Here is a 15335-nt window from a genome sequence, read left to right as displayed (position 1 = left end):
CTTATTTATCCTTGTCCTTGACGTTATCAAACGCGTTATCTTGCATCTCAGCTTTTAGTGCTTCTAAATCCTCTTCCACTTCATGGCCTGCGATTAGTCGATCCAGTTTTCCACTAAAGATTTGGTAGGCCGCCTGAGCAAATCGGAAAGTCAGCAATGCCATGCCAATAGGAAGCGCCATATAGGGGATAAATCGAGGCATTTTTTCATAACGCTCACCTTCATTAAGCCAATCAGCTAAGAACTGGAACATTTCAGGCATAGGGATATCGTCTGTTTCATACCAAGCTCTCTCGGTGACAAACGGATACCAATAGTTCCATGAGCCGATGAGAAGTAGGACAGAGAATGTTAGACAAGCCAAAACAGACAAGATAGCAAACAGCTTACGGTGCTTCTCCGACACCATATTGATCACCACATCTACACCGATATGGAAGTGTTTCTTCACACCGTAGGACGCACCAACCAGCACCATCCAGGCGAACATAAAGACGGTCAGTTCAAGTGCCCACAAAATGTTGTCGTTAAACACATAACGAGAAATAACATTGGCAAAGGTCAACAGCGTCATCGCACCAAGAAAGAACGCGATCAGCGTTTCTTCAAAGGCATCGGTGACCTTACCAATACGAGAAATAAGAGACTGTTCCATGTGATACATCGCTTTTGTAATAATTGGGACAGGGAGATGGCCTCACATCCGGTGAGGCCATGTACGACTTAATGTTTATTGTTGGTTAGACGCTAGCGCCGCTTCGATAAGATCAGAGCCGATGTCTTTCTCAAACTTCTGCCATACTGGTTGAAGCGCTTCTACCCATTGCTGACGTTGCTCTGGCGTTAGAGTACGCACCACACCGCCCGACTCAACAATGTTATTCTTGTTGGCTAGGTTTACCTTGGTTGACTCAGCATTACGGGTGTCCGTCACTTCTTTTAGGATTTGTGCAAACTGCTTACGGGTGTCTTCTGGCATGCCATCCCAGAATTCACGAGAAGTCACGACTAGGTAATCAAGAATGCCGTGGTTGGTTTCTGTAACACCGTCCTGTACTTCGAAGAATTTCTTACCGTATATGTTTGACCAAGTATTCTCCTGACCATCAATAACCTTAGTTTGCAGGCCGCCATACACTTCTTTGAACGACATTTTCTGAGGGTTAGCACCCAACTGCTCAAACTGCGCAACCAGTACGTCTGATGCCTGAACACGGAACTTCAGATCTTTCGCATCACTCGGTACCAAAAGCGGCTTGTTCGCCGACATCTGTTTCATGCCGTTATGCCAAAACGCAAGTCCTTGTAGGCCGCGACGTTTCATCGCATTTTTCAGTTGTTCACCCGATTCTGAGTTTTGGAAACGATCCACCGCTTCCACGTTTTCAAACAAGAATGGCAAATCGAAGATGCGGTATTTCTTAGTAAACTTCTCGAATTTAGAAAGTGAAGGAGCGGCAAGTTGAACATCGCCGTTCAAAAGGGCTTCGAGAACTTTGTTGTCATCGTACAGTGTCGAGTTAGGGAATACCTGCATACACGCTTTGCCGTTCATCTCAGTATTCACACGCTCTTCGAGCAATGACGCAGCGATACCTTTCGGGTGCTTGTCCGTATTGGTTACATGACTGAACTTGATGACAATTTCACCCGGATCACAGTTCGCAGCGGCATTGAAGCTAACAAGTGCAAGAGCAGAGGCAGACAGTAGGGATAGAGGCTTTAACATTATTATTCTCCTTTGGATTGATGCAGTCCCGTCTATGGGTACTGATGGGTATTAAGGAGCAATAAGGGTGCCAGGGTTGGATAGTTTTTGTTTTTCAGATAGATAGAGAGCAATCGCTTAACTGAAAGCGATTCTGGGGTTGGAGAATGGGTGGAAAGTGACACATGAGGAGTTGCGGGATTGGTGGGAAATGGCCGAAAAGTTTTGTTGGGGAGTAGAGGAAAAAGAAGAGCACCCCTCCTAGCCTCCCCTTATTAAGGGGAGGAACAGACGGCTCGCTGCCGCATCGCCTGAACTGAATAATTAGCGATGCGACGATAGAAGCTAGCCTATTGTTCTCCCCCTTTATAAGGGGGAGTTAGAGGGGGTGCTCTTCTTGCTTTTAACTGATTTAAAACGCGAAGCATCAAGCCCCACAGCCCTACACCAACAACCTCTCCTCAGTCACAGCATCAAAAAACACCGCCTTAGACATATCAAAGTACAACGGAGCCACCTGCCCCACACTGGCATCAAACTCAGGAGACAAACGACACGCGACTTCTTGGTCATTAACCTTAACCATAGCAATGACATCAGGCCCCGTTGGCTCAAGAACTTCCAATTTAAGGCTGACTTGAGTCGCAACGACTGCCTCGTCTTCAAGCTTCTCAGTAATGTGTTCAGGACGCAGACCAATCACAATCTCATTGCCGTCTTGTGGACGCAAAGATTCTGGTAGTGCGACGACGTGCTGCTCATTGTCACCCGAGAACACACGAATAATCGGCTTATCATTCTCATCCAAATCAACACGTGTCTTGATGAAGTTCATCGATGGTGAACCCATAAATCCTGCGACAAACATATTGTTTGGCTCGTTATAGATCTCTTTGGGTGTGCCCAGTTGCTGCAACTCACCGTCTTTCATGACTGCGATGCGATCAGCGAGCGTCATCGCTTCGATTTGGTCATGCGTTACATACACAATCGTCGTATTTAACTGCTGATGGAGACGTTTAATCTGATGGCGCATCTCAACACGCAGCTTCGCATCTAGGTTAGACAGCGGCTCATCAAACAAGTAAAGCTTAGGACGTCGCGCCAGCGCTCGGCCCATTGCTACCCTTTGTCTCTGCCCGCCAGAAAGTTGTGATGGTTTGCGGTCAAGAAGATGGTCGATTTGTAGCATCTCAGCAACGCGATTAACTTCGGCATCAATTTGCTCTTGGGGCATCTTGCGAATTTTTAGACCGAAGGCGATGTTGCCACGTACCGTCATGTTTGGATAAAGGGCGTAAGATTGAAACACCATAGCAATATCACGATCTTTTGGCTGCACCTGAGCGACATCGCGACCATCAATCACAATTTCTCCTGCGCTGATATCCTCAAGACCCGCAATGGTGTTCATCAAGGTCGATTTGCCGCAGCCCGATGGCCCTACAAGGATAAGGAACTCACCGGAGTCGATACTGATATCGATACCTTTAAGGGTTTCGTTGTCCGCATTGCGATAGGTTTTGCGGATCTGTTTAAGTTCTAATGTTGCCATGTTGATTATCCTTTTACTGAACCCGCAGTGAGACCGCGAACAAAATACTTCCCTGCCAGTACGTAGACCACCAGCGTTGGCAACGCAGCGATGATCGCAGCGGCCATATCAACGTTGTACTCTTTGACACCCGTACTCGTGTTGACCAAGTTGTTGAGTGCCACCGTTATCGGTTGCGTCTCTGAGCCTGAATAGACGACCCCGAATAAGAAGTCATTCCAAATTGAGGTGAACTGCCAAATCACTGTCACCATGATGATAGGTGTCGAAAGTGGCAGCAGGATTTTAAAGAAGATAGTGAAGAAGCCCGCACCATCCAGTTTGGCCGCCTTGACAAGCTCATCTGGCACCGCAATGTAGAAGTTACGGAAGAACAGTGTCGTAAAGGCCATGCCATAGATAACGTGTACCGCTACCAAACCCGCAGTTGTGTTCGCGAGACCTAGCTTTCCAAGTAGCGCCGCCATTGGTAGCAAGATTACTTGGAATGGAATAAAGCACCCGAACAGTAGCAAGCTGAAAAACAGATCAGAGCCTCGAAACTTCCACTTAGTGATCACGTAACCGTTGAACGCACCAAGCAAGGTTGATATTGCCACGGCCGGGATCACCATTTGGAATGAGTTCCAGAAATAGCTCTTCACCCCTTCACATTTCACGCCAGTACAAGCGCTACTCCATGCTTTACTCCATGCGTCAAATACCCACTCTGTTGGTAGCGACATCAGGTTGCCGGCTTTAATATCAGGCAGCGTCTTAAATGACGTAATGGCCATGACAAACAATGGCATCAAGTATACTAAGCAGAAGAAAGTCAACGCCGAGTAGATAAAAAGTCTTGAGAGATTCATCGACGTATTCATGATTTCTTCTCCCTAAGCTCTGAGTACAAGTACGGAACCAAAATCGCCAATATCCCTGCGAGCATCATCATGGCACTCGCTGCGCCGAGACCAACCTGACCACGAGTAAATGAGTGTGCGTACATGAAGAGCGCTGGTAAGTCAGAGGAGTAACCAGGGCCGCCTGCGGTCATCGCAGTCACCAAGTCGAAGCTCTTGATGGCGATGTGAGACGTAATGATGACTGCACTAAAGAACACCGGGCGCAGACAAGGCAAAATGATTTTCCAATAGATAGTTGGCAAATTTGCACCATCGATTTGCGCCGCTTTAATGATCGACGAATCAATACCGCGAAGCCCGGCTAGAAACATCGCCATCACAAAGCCAGATGATTGCCAAACCGCCGCTATCACTAGGGTATAAACCGCCATATCGGAGTTGACCAGCCAATCAAACTTAAAGTTTTCGAAACCCCAGTCATGCATGAGTTTTTCGATGCCGAGACCTGGGTTTAAGATCCATTTCCACGCCGTACCTGTGACAATGAAAGAGAGTGCCATCGGGTAGAGGTAGATAGTACGAATTGCGCCTTCTTGGCGGATATTTTGGTCAAGCAATATTGCGAGTCCCACACCGAGGACAATCGCAATTAGCATGAACAACACGCCAAAAATACCAAGATTGGTAATAGAAGTGATCCAACGGTCGTTCTCCATCAGCTTCTCATACTGAGTAAAGCCGACAAAGTTAAACGAGGGGAGAAAACGCGAGTTGGTTAATGAGATCGCCGCGGTCCAAAAGATGAACCCGTAGATACACACTACGGTAACCAGCATGGTGGGTGCCATGACTATTTTGGGTAGCCAATTTTGAAGGCGATCTACCAAGCTGAGTTTTGGCGCGGACTGCTTATTCGAGTCTTGTGCATTCAAAGCCTGCTCCATAACTTTTCCTTACTGATAACTGCTTTCGGAATTGAGCAAGCGCTAAAGGTGCAAGGCACCGCTCTCTCCCTAATTCAAGGGAGAGAGTCAGCTTTAACGCTTAGTTTAGGAGGAAGTGACTAGATAGCCGCTTTAACTGCTTTCGCTAGCTTTTGTGCTGCTTCTTTTGGATCCGCTTTTGGATCATTAAAGAAGTTTGTGACTACGTCGTAGATAGCACCTTGAGCGTAACTGGTCGTCGACATGCCATGAGCCATACTCGGTACAAGATCACCGGTTTTCGCCGTTGCTTTGAAGCTCGCCATTGAGTCCAGAGCACATTGGTCAAACGCGCTCATGTCCATATCGGTACGAACTGGGATGGAACCCTTGTTGAGGTTGAACACTTCTTGGAACTTCTTATCCAAGATTGTTGCTGCTAGAGCTTTTTGCGCCGCTACATTGCTTTCATCTTTGATTTCAAAGAATGCGAAGCTATCGACGTTGTGTGTGAACTGGCCATCTGTACCCGGAGCTGGAGCACAGATATAGTCTTTACCCGGTACCTTGCCAGCAGCAGTGAACTCACCTTTCGCCCAGTCACCCATGATCTGCATTGCCGCTTCACCATTGATAACCATCGAGGTTGCAACGTTCCAGTCACGACCTGGAGAGTTCGCATCGATGTAGTCATGCACTTTTTGGAACTTGGTGAAGACTTCTACCATCTTGTCACCCGATAGCGTGTCCATGTCTAGGTCAACGAACGCTTTACGATAGCCATCGGAACCTAGTACATCTAGCGCAACCGCTTCAAATACGGTTGCGTCTTGCCATGGCTGGCCACCGTGTGCGAGAGGGATAAAACCTGCGGCTTTGATTTTCTCTGCTGCAGCAAAAAAGTCATCCAGCGTTTTCGGCACTTCAACACCAGCTTTTTGCAGAACTTCTGGGTTAGCCCAAAGCCAGTTAACACGGTGGACGTTGACAGGCACTGCTACGTACTCACCATTGAATTTCATGATGTCAGTCACCATGCTAGGAACACTTTGATCCCAGCCGCCAGATTGTGCCACGCTGTCAAGGTTAGTTAGGAAGCCCAAGCCGCCCCACTCCTGAATGTCATGACCTTTGATTTGTGCCGCTGAAGGTGGGTTACCAGACACTGCGCGAGTCTTAAGTACCGTCATTGCACTTTCACCGCCACCGCCTGCAACAGCAAAGTCTTTCCAAGAGTGACCTTGCTCTTCTAGCATCGCTTTCAGCTCTTGTACGGATTTCGCCTCACCACCAGAGGTCCACCAGTGAAGGACTTCCACTTCACCAGCACTAGACAGCGAAGGTAGGGTGGCAGCAGCGAGGGATAGAGTCAGTAGGGTTTTATTCATTTTCATTGTTATCTTCCATGTATTGGATTAGACAAAGGGCTATTCTTGCCCCTGTTCGATACACAGTGTAGAAAAAACCAGCAATCCTCATTGCAACAAACTGTTAACCCAAAGTAACAGAGGTGTTACACTGTGAAATCTATCACTAAGCTTCTAAATTAGGTGGAATATAGACTTTCACCTCTAAACCACCTTGCTCTGAATTTTGTAGCACAAGGTCTCCGCCCAGACCGTGCAAGATGTTGCGGCAAATTCCAAGACCTAAACCGTGCCCATCTTTATCATTCGCGAGACGAGTATAAGGCTCAAAAACCGCTTCTAATTGCGCTTCTGGAATGCCGTTACCTTTGTCTAGAATTGTGATAACGATCCATGTCGGATTCTCTTCGATGGATACAAAAGCATGCTTACCGTACTTCACTGCATTGTCGATGAGGTTGGTTAACACACGCTTAATCGCCAAAGGTTTAAGTACCACTGGCTCCATTTGCAGCGCCGTAAAACTCACTTGCGTGTGCACCTGATTGTAGGTTTCCGAGACGTTTCTGATCATCTCATTGAGATCGACAAAGTCATTGTTCTCATGCAAGTCCGTATCGCGCACACACTGCAAAGCACCTTTAACCATCATCTCTAAATCATCAAGATCTTGGTTGAACTTGTGACGCTTGGCATCATCATCAAGCAGTTCAGCGCGAAGCCTCAAGCGGGTAATAGGCGTTTTTAAGTCATGGGAGATGGAAGAAAATAAATGCTCTCTGTCAGATACATATTTTCTAATCCGGGTTTGCATGCGATTAAATGCCCGGGTTGCGGTAACCAGCTCTGTTGCACCCTCTTCTTTGAGTGGCGACTGATCAATATCCATGCTCATTTCATTGGCGGCTTTCGCCAAACGTTTCAGTGGTTTCACTTGCGCTCGCACGAGCAAAAATGTCAGAAGCAGCATCAGTGAGGTAAAAATAACCAAAAACACCAACTGATCTTTAGAGAAAAACTGATCATCGAGCTGCATGTAAGGGGAAGGCAGCAAAGCCGCAATATAAATCCACTCACCTTTCTTAAGCTTGAGCTGTACTACCAAAATCGGTGGATCTAGCGGTCCCAAGGTCAACGTATGGTGAGCCCACGACCTCGGTAAATCATTAAGAAAAATATCGTTTTTAAGTAACCTGAGATTCTCAGCCTTTGAGAAATCCACTTTGACCGCTTCGATGGTTGGAAGCTTATCAATCAGCACCCTTTTCACCGACATCATCGCCGCTTCTTTTAGCGGCGTATCTGGAATGGGCTCAACCAACAGCTCTTCATGGTTAAAGGAAACAAAGAAACGAGTTCCCCCCATATTGCGGATTTGATCCAGCACGATATGACGGTACTTAATCGGTAACTTTTGAAAAAAGGTCACGGTAGAAGCAAACATAGTCGCCATGCTGGCTGACGTATCGCGAATACCAGAGAGTTCATCCTGCTTGGTTTTCTGATACCAAATGGCAGTCAGTACACTCTGAGAGCAAAAAACTGCAAGCAGAGTCAGCAGTAGCGTTCGAGCGACCAGAGAGTTCGGGCTCAATCGCTTGAACCAGCGTGTTCTAGACATGAATTATTGACCGTATTCCACAGGCACTGAAAGGATGTAACCATTACCACGCATGGTTTTGATATAGTGAGGAAACGCTTTGCTGGTTCCAAGACGATTACGAATACGGCTCAATTGAACATCAATCCCACGTTCATAAGGCAGCGCTTCACGGCCGCGCGTGGCAAAAGAGATGGTATCTCGGTCAAGAATTTCATTCGGACGCGATAGAAACAGCATCAACAGCGCAAAATCACTACCGGAAAGATCGTGGCTGCGCCCATTAGCTCTATTCGTCATTCGGTGAGCAATAGTGTCGAGGTGCCAATCACCAAAGTCTATGGTTCTTGGCGGCGTATCATCATGCTTATCTTCATGAATATGCGCGCGACGTAACAAAGCTTTAATGCGAGCCATTAACTGTCTTGGGCTGAACGGCTTGGCGATGTAGTCATCAGCACCAATCTCAAGGCCAATGATCTGATCGGTTTCATCGGATACTGCGGTCAACATGATGATAGGCACTTGGGACTCGCGTCTCACTCGCTGACATAGGGTGAAACCATCATCACCAGGTAACATCACATCTAGCAAAATGAGATCAGGATACCCCTTGGCTTTGATGAACAGCTCCATCTCAACGCCATCTTCCGCCCCTGAAACTTGAAAGCCTGCTTTAGTCAGATACTCTTCAAGTAATAGACGGATTTCCTCGTCATCATCCACAACTAAAATGTGCGTCTTAGCCTGCATTATGTTCCCTTAAGTCTGCACTGCGATCTATACAGTGTAAGGGTTTTAGCTAGGAGTTATTATTGATTCGTTTATAAATTTTGCTACTTAGTTTTGCTCAAGTTCACAAAAATGACATGGAAGTACCCAATTTGAACGTTTACCTACATTAAGAAGAGCAGCTAATCGCCATTCTCTTGCCCCATTCAGGCGGAAGTTTTGCCAAATGGTTGTACTCGGGCTGTTCATCATAAGGCGTTTTTAACACATCTGCGAGTGTATGAACGAGTGAAAAGTCCCCCTGTTCGGCTTTATCGATGGCCTGCTGAGCCAAGTAATTCCGCAGGATGTACTTCGGGTTTGCTTTACGCATCTGCTCACAGCGCTCAGGTGTTTTGAGAGCCTCTTTTTCACAGCGCAATAAGTACTCACTGAGCCATTTCTCTGCCTTGGTTCTATCTACAAACAAATCAATGATCGAAGCGCTATCATGGCTATCTAAACAAGATAAAGCTCTAAAAAAACGAGTGTAATCGACACCTTCCGACTCCATGAACGCGAAGCTATCATTAAAAAATGCACCATCCTCTGGGTATTTTTCAACTAAGCCAAACTTAGCGCGCATATAGGTGCTGTATTGGCTTTGAAGCCTTGGAGTGAACTGCTCAAGTGCCCGCTCTAAATCTGCACGCACGATAAAAGGAGTGAGCGCCTGCGCTAAAGCGGTCAAATTCCACAGTGCGATAGAGGGCTGATTATTGAACGCATAACGCCCTTGATAGTCTGAATGATTACAAATATAGCCTGGCTCATAATCGTCCATAAATCCGAATGGGCCATAATCAAAGGTTTGGCCGAGTATCGACATGTTATCGGTATTCATCACCCCATGAGCAAATCCTTTTGCTTGCCAATGGGCAATCATGTCGGCTGTTAATGCAACGATACATTCGAACATCGCAAGATATGGCTGCTTCGTGTGCTGGCATTGAGGGAAGTGCCACTCAATCACTTTATCTGCTAAATGCTGTAAGTGATCGTGCTGCTCGGTATAAAAGAAGTGTTCAAAATGGCCAAAACGAATATGGGTCTCGGCCAGACGAAGTAGTAACGCGCCTGATTCAACCTTCTCTCGATACACAGGCGTATCTGTGACCATCATGCCAAGGGCACGAGTGGTTGGAATGCCCAATCCTGCCATGGCCTCGCTACACAAATACTCACGAATGGTTGAACGCAGCACTGCGCGTCCGTCTCCCGAGCGTGAGTAAGGCGTTTGCCCTGCCCCTTTTAAATGTAGATCGAATACGCTGCCAGAGTCCGAGATCAACTCCCCAAGCAATAGTCCTCGTCCATCACCTAAATCTGGATTGTAGATGCCAAACTGATGCCCAGCGTATTTCATCGCTAATGGTTTAAATTGTTCAGCGAAGGAGGTGCCAGACAAAATTTTTAAAAGCTCAGAAGATTGATTAGCGTTACCGGGAAAGCCAAACCGTTCAGCAAGTGGTTGATTCCAAATCACCCATCTTGGATTGTCGAGGGGAGTGGGCAAAACATAGCGATAGAAGCCGGAAGGCAACGTTGTGTATCGGTGAGTAATCGCGATTCGATCTAGCAGCGGCATATCGGTCTCATTACGAGATATCAAAGACAATTGATATGAGTATAGCGACTAGAAGGGTTTAAAAAAGAAACGAAAAGTGTGGGTATTGTGTGTGGTTTCGCCTAGAGGAACGCCCATTTGCGAAGATTGCTGTCTGCGGTAACTGCTAAATACAGAGAATGCAGTGAATCGAAGCGTTTGGGCTGTCCCCTAAGAAGTATTGTTATTAGAGCATCGCAAGAATTGCGATCACTGTACCTAGAGAGAAAAGGCAAGTGCGACTAATAACGCCAAGGTTGGTAGGTTGAATCATTTCTTGATGCATAGGCAATATCTCCTTTTTATTACACTACGATTACAATATAGGCCGAGACGGGCATTTTTACAACATACGTCGCACAATTATTTGAAATTGAGCCAACTTTTTTCACCAAAACACCGTCAAGACCACAATCACTGATCCTAAGAATGCGGCAAAGCAAATCGGTAATACTAGGTGTTTGTCACGGGATAACGTAATAAACCCCGCCGGTTGTTTCACCACAAAAGTGACCATAAGAAGGTTGTAGACCGCAATCAGCACGCCAATCAAGAAAACATCGAAATAGAGTAAGCTGGTCGCCAGATAGACATAAAAGGCGATCAACAGATAATCAACAACAATGAGCCACGCAAGGCACTTACGCATGTTGGTACTGGGGATCACTAGGTTAGTCATAGCGTTTCATTACCTCGAAAGGCGTGATTGGCTGATTCCTTGTCGCTTCTCGAATCGCCTGCTGCTTTGAACTGTCTATCAGAGAATCGAGCTTTTGCTCATTAAAACTGAACGCGGCAAACTCTTTATAAACTTTGTTGAGCTGACGTAGAGTTTCAGCGGTCAAAATATACAACTCGATACGCCGGTTGATGCCAGACTTAGGGTTATCGAGATCAATCGGCGCCGTATCGCTCATTCCGGATACCTGAAAGATGTGTCGTTCTTGTAGCCCTCCTTTGTCGAGATAATAACGAGCACTGTTCGCTCGATTGCTCGATAGCTCCCAGTTGGTCGTGCGTCCACCTTTAAAGCGGCTTGCATCGGTGTGACCTGTGATGATCATTTTGTTCTCAATGCTGGAAAGTAGCCGAGCCAAGCTGAGTAACAAGTCTTGATAAAACGGTGTGACTTTAGCGCCTCCGCGATAAAACATTGGCCCTTTTTCAGAATCAGCAATCACCAGTTTTAGACCTTGCGGCGTGATGACAACCGCAACGCTACCCAGCGCATCAATACCGCTTAGCTGCTGTTTAACCCGCTCGGCGAGCACTTCAAGTTCTTGTTGACTGTTAAACTCACCGGACAATACCGATGTATCATTAATTCGATGCAGATCGGCATCGTAATGAGAAGTGGCGACCGAAGGCAGTGGCAGCGGATTCACCGAGTTACCGCCGGTTTCCGTTGTGCCATGATGCTGAATCGGATCGTTACCATAAGCAAAGTAGTTAAGCAGCTTCTTCTGATCTTCCACATCGACAACTTGTAAAATCCACAGCACCAAGAACAAGCACATTAGAGAGATCATCAAATCGGCCATCGCAACCTTCCAGCCACCATGTTGCAGAGGATCACGTTTTTTGCGGCCTTTTCTGGCAAAAACAATGGGCTGCTCCATAGCGGCTCCTCCCTTGGTTGGGATTAGGTTGTGAGCGGTTCTGTTGCATTAAGACGGCTGAGAACGCAACACTTCTACGGCTTTTTCCAGCTCAACAAACGACGGTTTATAGCGGGTTTCAATATTTTTCCTACCGGCGTTAGCACACATGTGCGCCGACTGACCTTGAGAGTAAGCAGACAATATCGATTTCACGCACTGCAGTGGCGCAACCTGACTTTCTGACACATCCTTGATGCTGCTCGACATTGGCCCTAAAACACAGTAACAACCAAATACACCAGTAAAGGTTCCCACCAATGCCGCTGCAATGTTTTTACCGATTTCAGAAATCTCACCATCTAAGCCTTGCATGGTTAAAATGATCCCCATCACCGCCGCTAAGATGCCGAGCCCAGGCATTGCCTCAGCGGTAGCATGCAGCTTTTCAGACGGCTTGGTGTATTCGTCTTCAAGGTGTTCAATTTCTTCTTCTAAAAACGCCTCAAGTAGATGGTGTGACTTCTTACCGGTGATCACCTGCCTGAACGAATCGATAATAAAATTAGTGGTCAAGGTATCCTTAGTCACCATAGGATACTTAGCAAAAATCTTACTGGAGTCCGGATTCTCTACGTGGATATCAAGAGCCTTAATGTTTTGCACCCGCGCAATATTGATAAGCTCAAACATCAAAGAGAGTAGCTCTTGGTAGTAGTCTTTATTGTGAGGTGTGGCTCGGAAAGCCAACCCAAGTTGCTGCGTCATTAACTTGAGCGTGCCCGATGTTGTCGACATTAATAAGCTCGCAAAGGCAGCACCAAAAATAATAATGATTTCAGACCACTTAAAGATGAACTCAAATTTACCACCTAGGAAAATAAAGCCACCAAAAATGACGCTGAGTACGACGACAACACCTATCAACTTTTGCATGCGTCACTCTCCCTCATTCTGCTTTTCAGAATGTCCAACCCTCGATGCTTTAATCTATGCACCTTGGTTTCATTGACATCGAGTACCAATGCCACCTCTTTGGTGTTGAGACTTTTGACATACACCAGATACAGAATTCGTTTTTCCATTTCCGGCAAGGTCTCTAGCACCTCTCTGACTTCCTCAAACAGCAACTGTCGGTCTGTTTCCGGCACTGCCGTGACCACATTTTCCAGCTCAATATCATCAAATACATCCACCAGACTCATGGCCTTTTGAAAGTCACTGTCCTCGATACCGAGAAAGTGACAAACTTCAACGGTGGTAGGCTCTCGGTTAAGCTGCTGGACTAGCTTCTGCTGGGCAAACTTAATACGGTTGACGAGCTGACGCTTGTCACGCTCCATATAATCACGCCGCCGAAGTTCATCCACCAACTCACCTCGGATCCTCACTGCGACCGCGCGTCTAAAATCATCATTCGCAACGTGATCAAACTTTCGCAGCTCAATGACCAAGGTCATCATGGCGGTCTGGCGTAAGTCTTCAAACGTCCCTTCGTCGACGGCGTAACGGTATTGGTACAAGAGCCTATTAATGAGCTTTAAGTTTTTCTGCAACACCAACTTCTCAAGCTCTTGAATGCTTGATTCCTCTTCGGTTTGAGTGTGTTGATACTTAGGTTGCAGTAACATCATGCCACCTACTGAAACACAGCCTTAGTCACGAGCACATCGCCCACCTGCAAAGACGCTACCTCGGATAGGTCATCTTTGAGGTCGTCTTGTATCACATAGATAAACTCTTTATTGAAAAAGTACTCCCTGTCTTTCACGCTGAATTTCTTAATGATTCGATTTTTGATTCGACTGCGCTGCTCATTCAAGTAGATCTCATTGCTACTGGGCGTGAACAGTGACACATCCAGCAGCAATAAACTTTGGCGGTTACCCAGATTGATGGGTACCAGCACGTTATCCACCTGAACTTCAACCTGCTCTAAAGGTACATCCAATGGCACTTGCCAACATCATGACGGCTGACGCCAAACACTACCTACTCGACAACACTGAACACGAGCCGTCCAACGTTGGGGTCAACATTGTTTTTCGTGTCGATCATCAAGAGATAGCGATCACCATCATGATCGACGATCGCTATGTGAAGAAGCTACGGGAAATGCTCGGCAACAATGAAACCTTCGATAGAGACGAGATCCTCAACACCCTGCGCTATCAACCTGTTGAGCTAGGTTGTGTGCTGTTAACGGGTCAGTGCACCTTGCACGAGCTGTCAAAATTGGCACCGGGTGATGTACTGCCTTTGACGCTATGTAAAAACCTCACCATCAAGGTCAACGGACATCCGACCTTTTTTGGCAAACTGCAAACCATAGACTCAGAGCTGGGAGTGAAGATCGATGGCTGAAAACAAACCAACGCGAGACCTCGACGTCTCCATCGAAGACATGAACCTACAAGATGAACTGCCTGATCTCGACGATTTAGATTTGGATCTTGACGATCTCGAAGACGAAGAACTGCATACCAGCGAGAGTTCGCCGGCAAGCAGTGTGAACCTGCTAAAAAGTATTCCGGTCGATATCACCGTTGAGGTTGCTCGTAAGACTCTGATCTTGGATGAGCTGCTCAACCTCAAATCAGGCAGTGTTGTTATGCTAGAGAAACACGAAGGCGATCCTGTGGATATTAAAATTAACGGCACCTCTTTTGGCACTGGTGAGATCGTGTCTAAAAATGGCCAGTATGGTGTCAGGCTGCTTAGCATCATTAAAAAGCCAAGTCAGTAGGTAAGCGCTCATGACACGATCATTGCGAATCGCACTAAGGTTGGTTGGTTGTTCAATGCTTCTAATGCCCTACCTCGCGAACGCCGAGGGGCTGACCATTTTAACCGAGACTCAAGGTGACAATGGCACAGAATACAGCGTAAAACTGCAAATTCTGATCTTGATGACGCTGCTCAGCTTTGTACCTGCGTTTGTCATCATGTGTACCAGCTTCACTCGCATCGTGATTGTGCTTGCCATTCTTCGTCAAGCTCTGGGCTTGCAGCAAACCCCGCCCAATCAAGTGCTGGTCGGCATTGCGCTCATTTTTACCCTGCTCATCATGCGCCCAGTATGGACAAAAATCTACGACGACGCCTACGTGCCCTATAGCAATGGCGAAGCTACCTTGATTCAAGCACTCAAAACCGCCGAGAAGCCGCTGCGGCGCTATATGCTCGACCAAACTCAGCGCAAAGCGCTAGAGCAAGTCACCAAGATCGCTGGTGAAACCAAAATCGCTGACGAGGAAGCCATCCCTTTTCTTATTCTTTTGCCTGCCTATTTGCTCAGCGAACTCAAAGTGGCCTTTCAGATAGGCTTTATGTTGTTTTTGCCATTCCTACTGAGGTAGGGT

General features: G+C 46.8%; 16 protein-coding genes and 1 pseudogene. 3 read left to right on the top strand and 14 right to left on the bottom strand.

The genetic code is table 11. The features are described from left to right. Position 1 precedes the first annotated feature (1 nt). From PG915_RS05000 to PG915_RS04935, 14 genes are all read right to left on the bottom strand, one after another. A complete protein-coding gene (locus PG915_RS05000; protein WP_353498116.1) occupies positions 2–655 on the bottom strand; it encodes a TRAP transporter small permease in 654 nt (217 codons plus the stop codon). Positions 656–730: 75 nt separating this feature from the next. Next, entirely contained in the window at positions 731–1729 is a 999-nt protein-coding gene (locus PG915_RS04995; RefSeq protein WP_353498115.1) for a TRAP transporter substrate-binding protein, read from the bottom strand. A 421-nt stretch (positions 1730–2150) separates the two neighbouring features. Then, entirely contained in the window at positions 2151–3263 is a 1113-nt protein-coding gene (locus tag PG915_RS04990; RefSeq protein ID WP_353498113.1) for an ABC transporter ATP-binding protein, read from the bottom strand. 5 nt (positions 3264–3268) lie between these two features. Further along, positions 3269–4126: a carbohydrate ABC transporter permease gene (locus PG915_RS04985; RefSeq protein WP_353498112.1), complete on the bottom strand. Its 858-nt coding sequence runs from the start codon at positions 4124–4126 to the stop codon at positions 3269–3271. Next, positions 4123–5052: a carbohydrate ABC transporter permease gene (locus PG915_RS04980; RefSeq protein ID WP_353498111.1), complete on the bottom strand. Its 930-nt coding sequence runs from the start codon at positions 5050–5052 to the stop codon at positions 4123–4125. The genes PG915_RS04985 and PG915_RS04980 overlap by 4 nt, the downstream gene beginning before the upstream one ends. A gap of 119 nt (positions 5053–5171) precedes the next feature. Then, positions 5172–6425, bottom strand: a complete 1254-nt coding sequence (locus PG915_RS04975) for an ABC transporter substrate-binding protein (protein WP_042498997.1) — start codon at positions 6423–6425, stop codon at positions 5172–5174. Between the two features lie 139 nt (positions 6426–6564). After that, the gene (locus PG915_RS04970) at positions 6565–8019 is read right to left on the bottom strand and encodes an ATP-binding protein (protein WP_353498110.1); all 1455 of its coding nucleotides are present in this window, start codon (positions 8017–8019) and stop codon (positions 6565–6567) included. A gap of 3 nt (positions 8020–8022) precedes the next feature. Continuing rightward, positions 8023–8751, bottom strand: coding sequence for a response regulator transcription factor (locus tag PG915_RS04965; protein ID WP_353498108.1), 729 nt, complete (start codon positions 8749–8751; stop codon positions 8023–8025). 148 nt (positions 8752–8899) lie between these two features. After that, positions 8900–10357, bottom strand: a complete 1458-nt coding sequence (locus PG915_RS04960) for a protein adenylyltransferase SelO (RefSeq protein WP_353498107.1) — start codon at positions 10355–10357, stop codon at positions 8900–8902. Between the two features lie 406 nt (positions 10358–10763). After that, entirely contained in the window at positions 10764–11054 is a 291-nt protein-coding gene (locus tag PG915_RS04955) for a hypothetical protein (protein ID WP_353498106.1), read from the bottom strand. Beyond that, the gene (locus PG915_RS04950) at positions 11047–11994 is read right to left on the bottom strand and encodes an OmpA family protein (protein WP_353498105.1); all 948 of its coding nucleotides are present in this window, start codon (positions 11992–11994) and stop codon (positions 11047–11049) included. The genes PG915_RS04955 and PG915_RS04950 overlap by 8 nt, the downstream gene beginning before the upstream one ends. 48 nt (positions 11995–12042) lie before the next feature. Further along, positions 12043–12909 (bottom strand): flagellar motor stator protein MotA, encoded by an 867-nt coding sequence (motA, locus tag PG915_RS04945; RefSeq protein WP_353498104.1) that lies wholly within the window; start codon positions 12907–12909, stop codon positions 12043–12045. Beyond that, on the bottom strand, positions 12897–13607 hold the full coding sequence (locus PG915_RS04940; protein ID WP_353498102.1) for a sigma-70 family RNA polymerase sigma factor: 711 nt from the start codon (positions 13605–13607) through the stop codon (positions 12897–12899). Before PG915_RS04940 ends, motA begins: the two co-directional genes overlap by 13 nt. 5 nt (positions 13608–13612) lie before the next feature. Continuing rightward, positions 13613–13924: a flagellar biosynthesis sigma factor gene (locus PG915_RS04935; protein WP_353498101.1), complete on the bottom strand. Its 312-nt coding sequence runs from the start codon at positions 13922–13924 to the stop codon at positions 13613–13615. Here PG915_RS04935 and PG915_RS04930 point away from each other — a divergent pair. The 3 genes and pseudogenes from PG915_RS04930 to PG915_RS04920 all read left to right on the top strand — a co-directional run. Continuing rightward, positions 13924–14337: a FliM/FliN family flagellar motor C-terminal domain-containing protein gene (locus PG915_RS04930; RefSeq protein WP_353498100.1), complete on the top strand. Its 414-nt coding sequence runs from the start codon at positions 13924–13926 to the stop codon at positions 14335–14337. The genes PG915_RS04935 and PG915_RS04930 overlap by 1 nt on opposite strands. Then, positions 14330–14719, top strand: coding sequence for a FliM/FliN family flagellar motor switch protein (locus PG915_RS04925; RefSeq protein ID WP_353498098.1), 390 nt, complete (start codon positions 14330–14332; stop codon positions 14717–14719). The genes PG915_RS04930 and PG915_RS04925 overlap by 8 nt, the downstream gene beginning before the upstream one ends. Positions 14720–14774: 55 nt before the next feature. Beyond that, positions 14775–15326: pseudogene (locus PG915_RS04920) on the top strand (flagellar type III secretion system pore protein FliP); the annotation flags it as partial. Positions 15327–15335 lie beyond the last annotated feature (9 nt).

It is taken from the genome of Vibrio sp. CB1-14 (genome assembly GCF_040412085.2).
GTDB lineage: Bacteria > Pseudomonadota > Gammaproteobacteria > Enterobacterales > Vibrionaceae > Vibrio > Vibrio chaetopteri.
This window is presented reverse-complemented; position numbering and strand designations above follow the sequence as displayed.

Bases quoted from the DNA above. Each gene is read 5' to 3' on its own strand.
- PG915_RS04995 (WP_353498115.1), bottom strand. From the start codon at position 1,729: ATGTTAAAGCCTCTATCCCTACTGTCTGCCTCTGCTCTTGCACTTGTT.
- PG915_RS04925 (WP_353498098.1), top strand. From the start codon at position 14,330: ATGGCTGAAAACAAACCAACGCGAGACCTCGACGTCTCCATCGAAGAC.
- PG915_RS04990 (WP_353498113.1), bottom strand. From the start codon at position 3,263: ATGGCAACATTAGAACTTAAACAGATCCGCAAAACCTATCGCAATGCG.
- PG915_RS05000 (WP_353498116.1), bottom strand. From the start codon at position 655: ATGGAACAGTCTCTTATTTCTCGTATTGGTAAGGTCACCGATGCCTTT.
- PG915_RS04930 (WP_353498100.1), top strand. From the start codon at position 13,924: ATGGCACTTGCCAACATCATGACGGCTGACGCCAAACACTACCTACTC.
- PG915_RS04985 (WP_353498112.1), bottom strand. From the start codon at position 4,126: ATGAATACGTCGATGAATCTCTCAAGACTTTTTATCTACTCGGCGTTG.
- PG915_RS04940 (WP_353498102.1), bottom strand. From the start codon at position 13,607: ATGATGTTACTGCAACCTAAGTATCAACACACTCAAACCGAAGAGGAA.
- PG915_RS04955 (WP_353498106.1), bottom strand. From the start codon at position 11,054: ATGACTAACCTAGTGATCCCCAGTACCAACATGCGTAAGTGCCTTGCG.
- motA (WP_353498104.1), bottom strand. From the start codon at position 12,909: ATGCAAAAGTTGATAGGTGTTGTCGTCGTACTCAGCGTCATTTTTGGT.
- PG915_RS04965 (WP_353498108.1), bottom strand. From the start codon at position 8,751: ATGCAGGCTAAGACGCACATTTTAGTTGTGGATGATGACGAGGAAATC.
- PG915_RS04975 (WP_042498997.1), bottom strand. From the start codon at position 6,425: ATGAAAATGAATAAAACCCTACTGACTCTATCCCTCGCTGCTGCCACC.
- PG915_RS04970 (WP_353498110.1), bottom strand. From the start codon at position 8,019: ATGTCTAGAACACGCTGGTTCAAGCGATTGAGCCCGAACTCTCTGGTC.
- PG915_RS04950 (WP_353498105.1), bottom strand. From the start codon at position 11,994: ATGGAGCAGCCCATTGTTTTTGCCAGAAAAGGCCGCAAAAAACGTGAT.
- PG915_RS04980 (WP_353498111.1), bottom strand. From the start codon at position 5,052: ATGGAGCAGGCTTTGAATGCACAAGACTCGAATAAGCAGTCCGCGCCA.
- PG915_RS04960 (WP_353498107.1), bottom strand. From the start codon at position 10,357: ATGCCGCTGCTAGATCGAATCGCGATTACTCACCGATACACAACGTTG.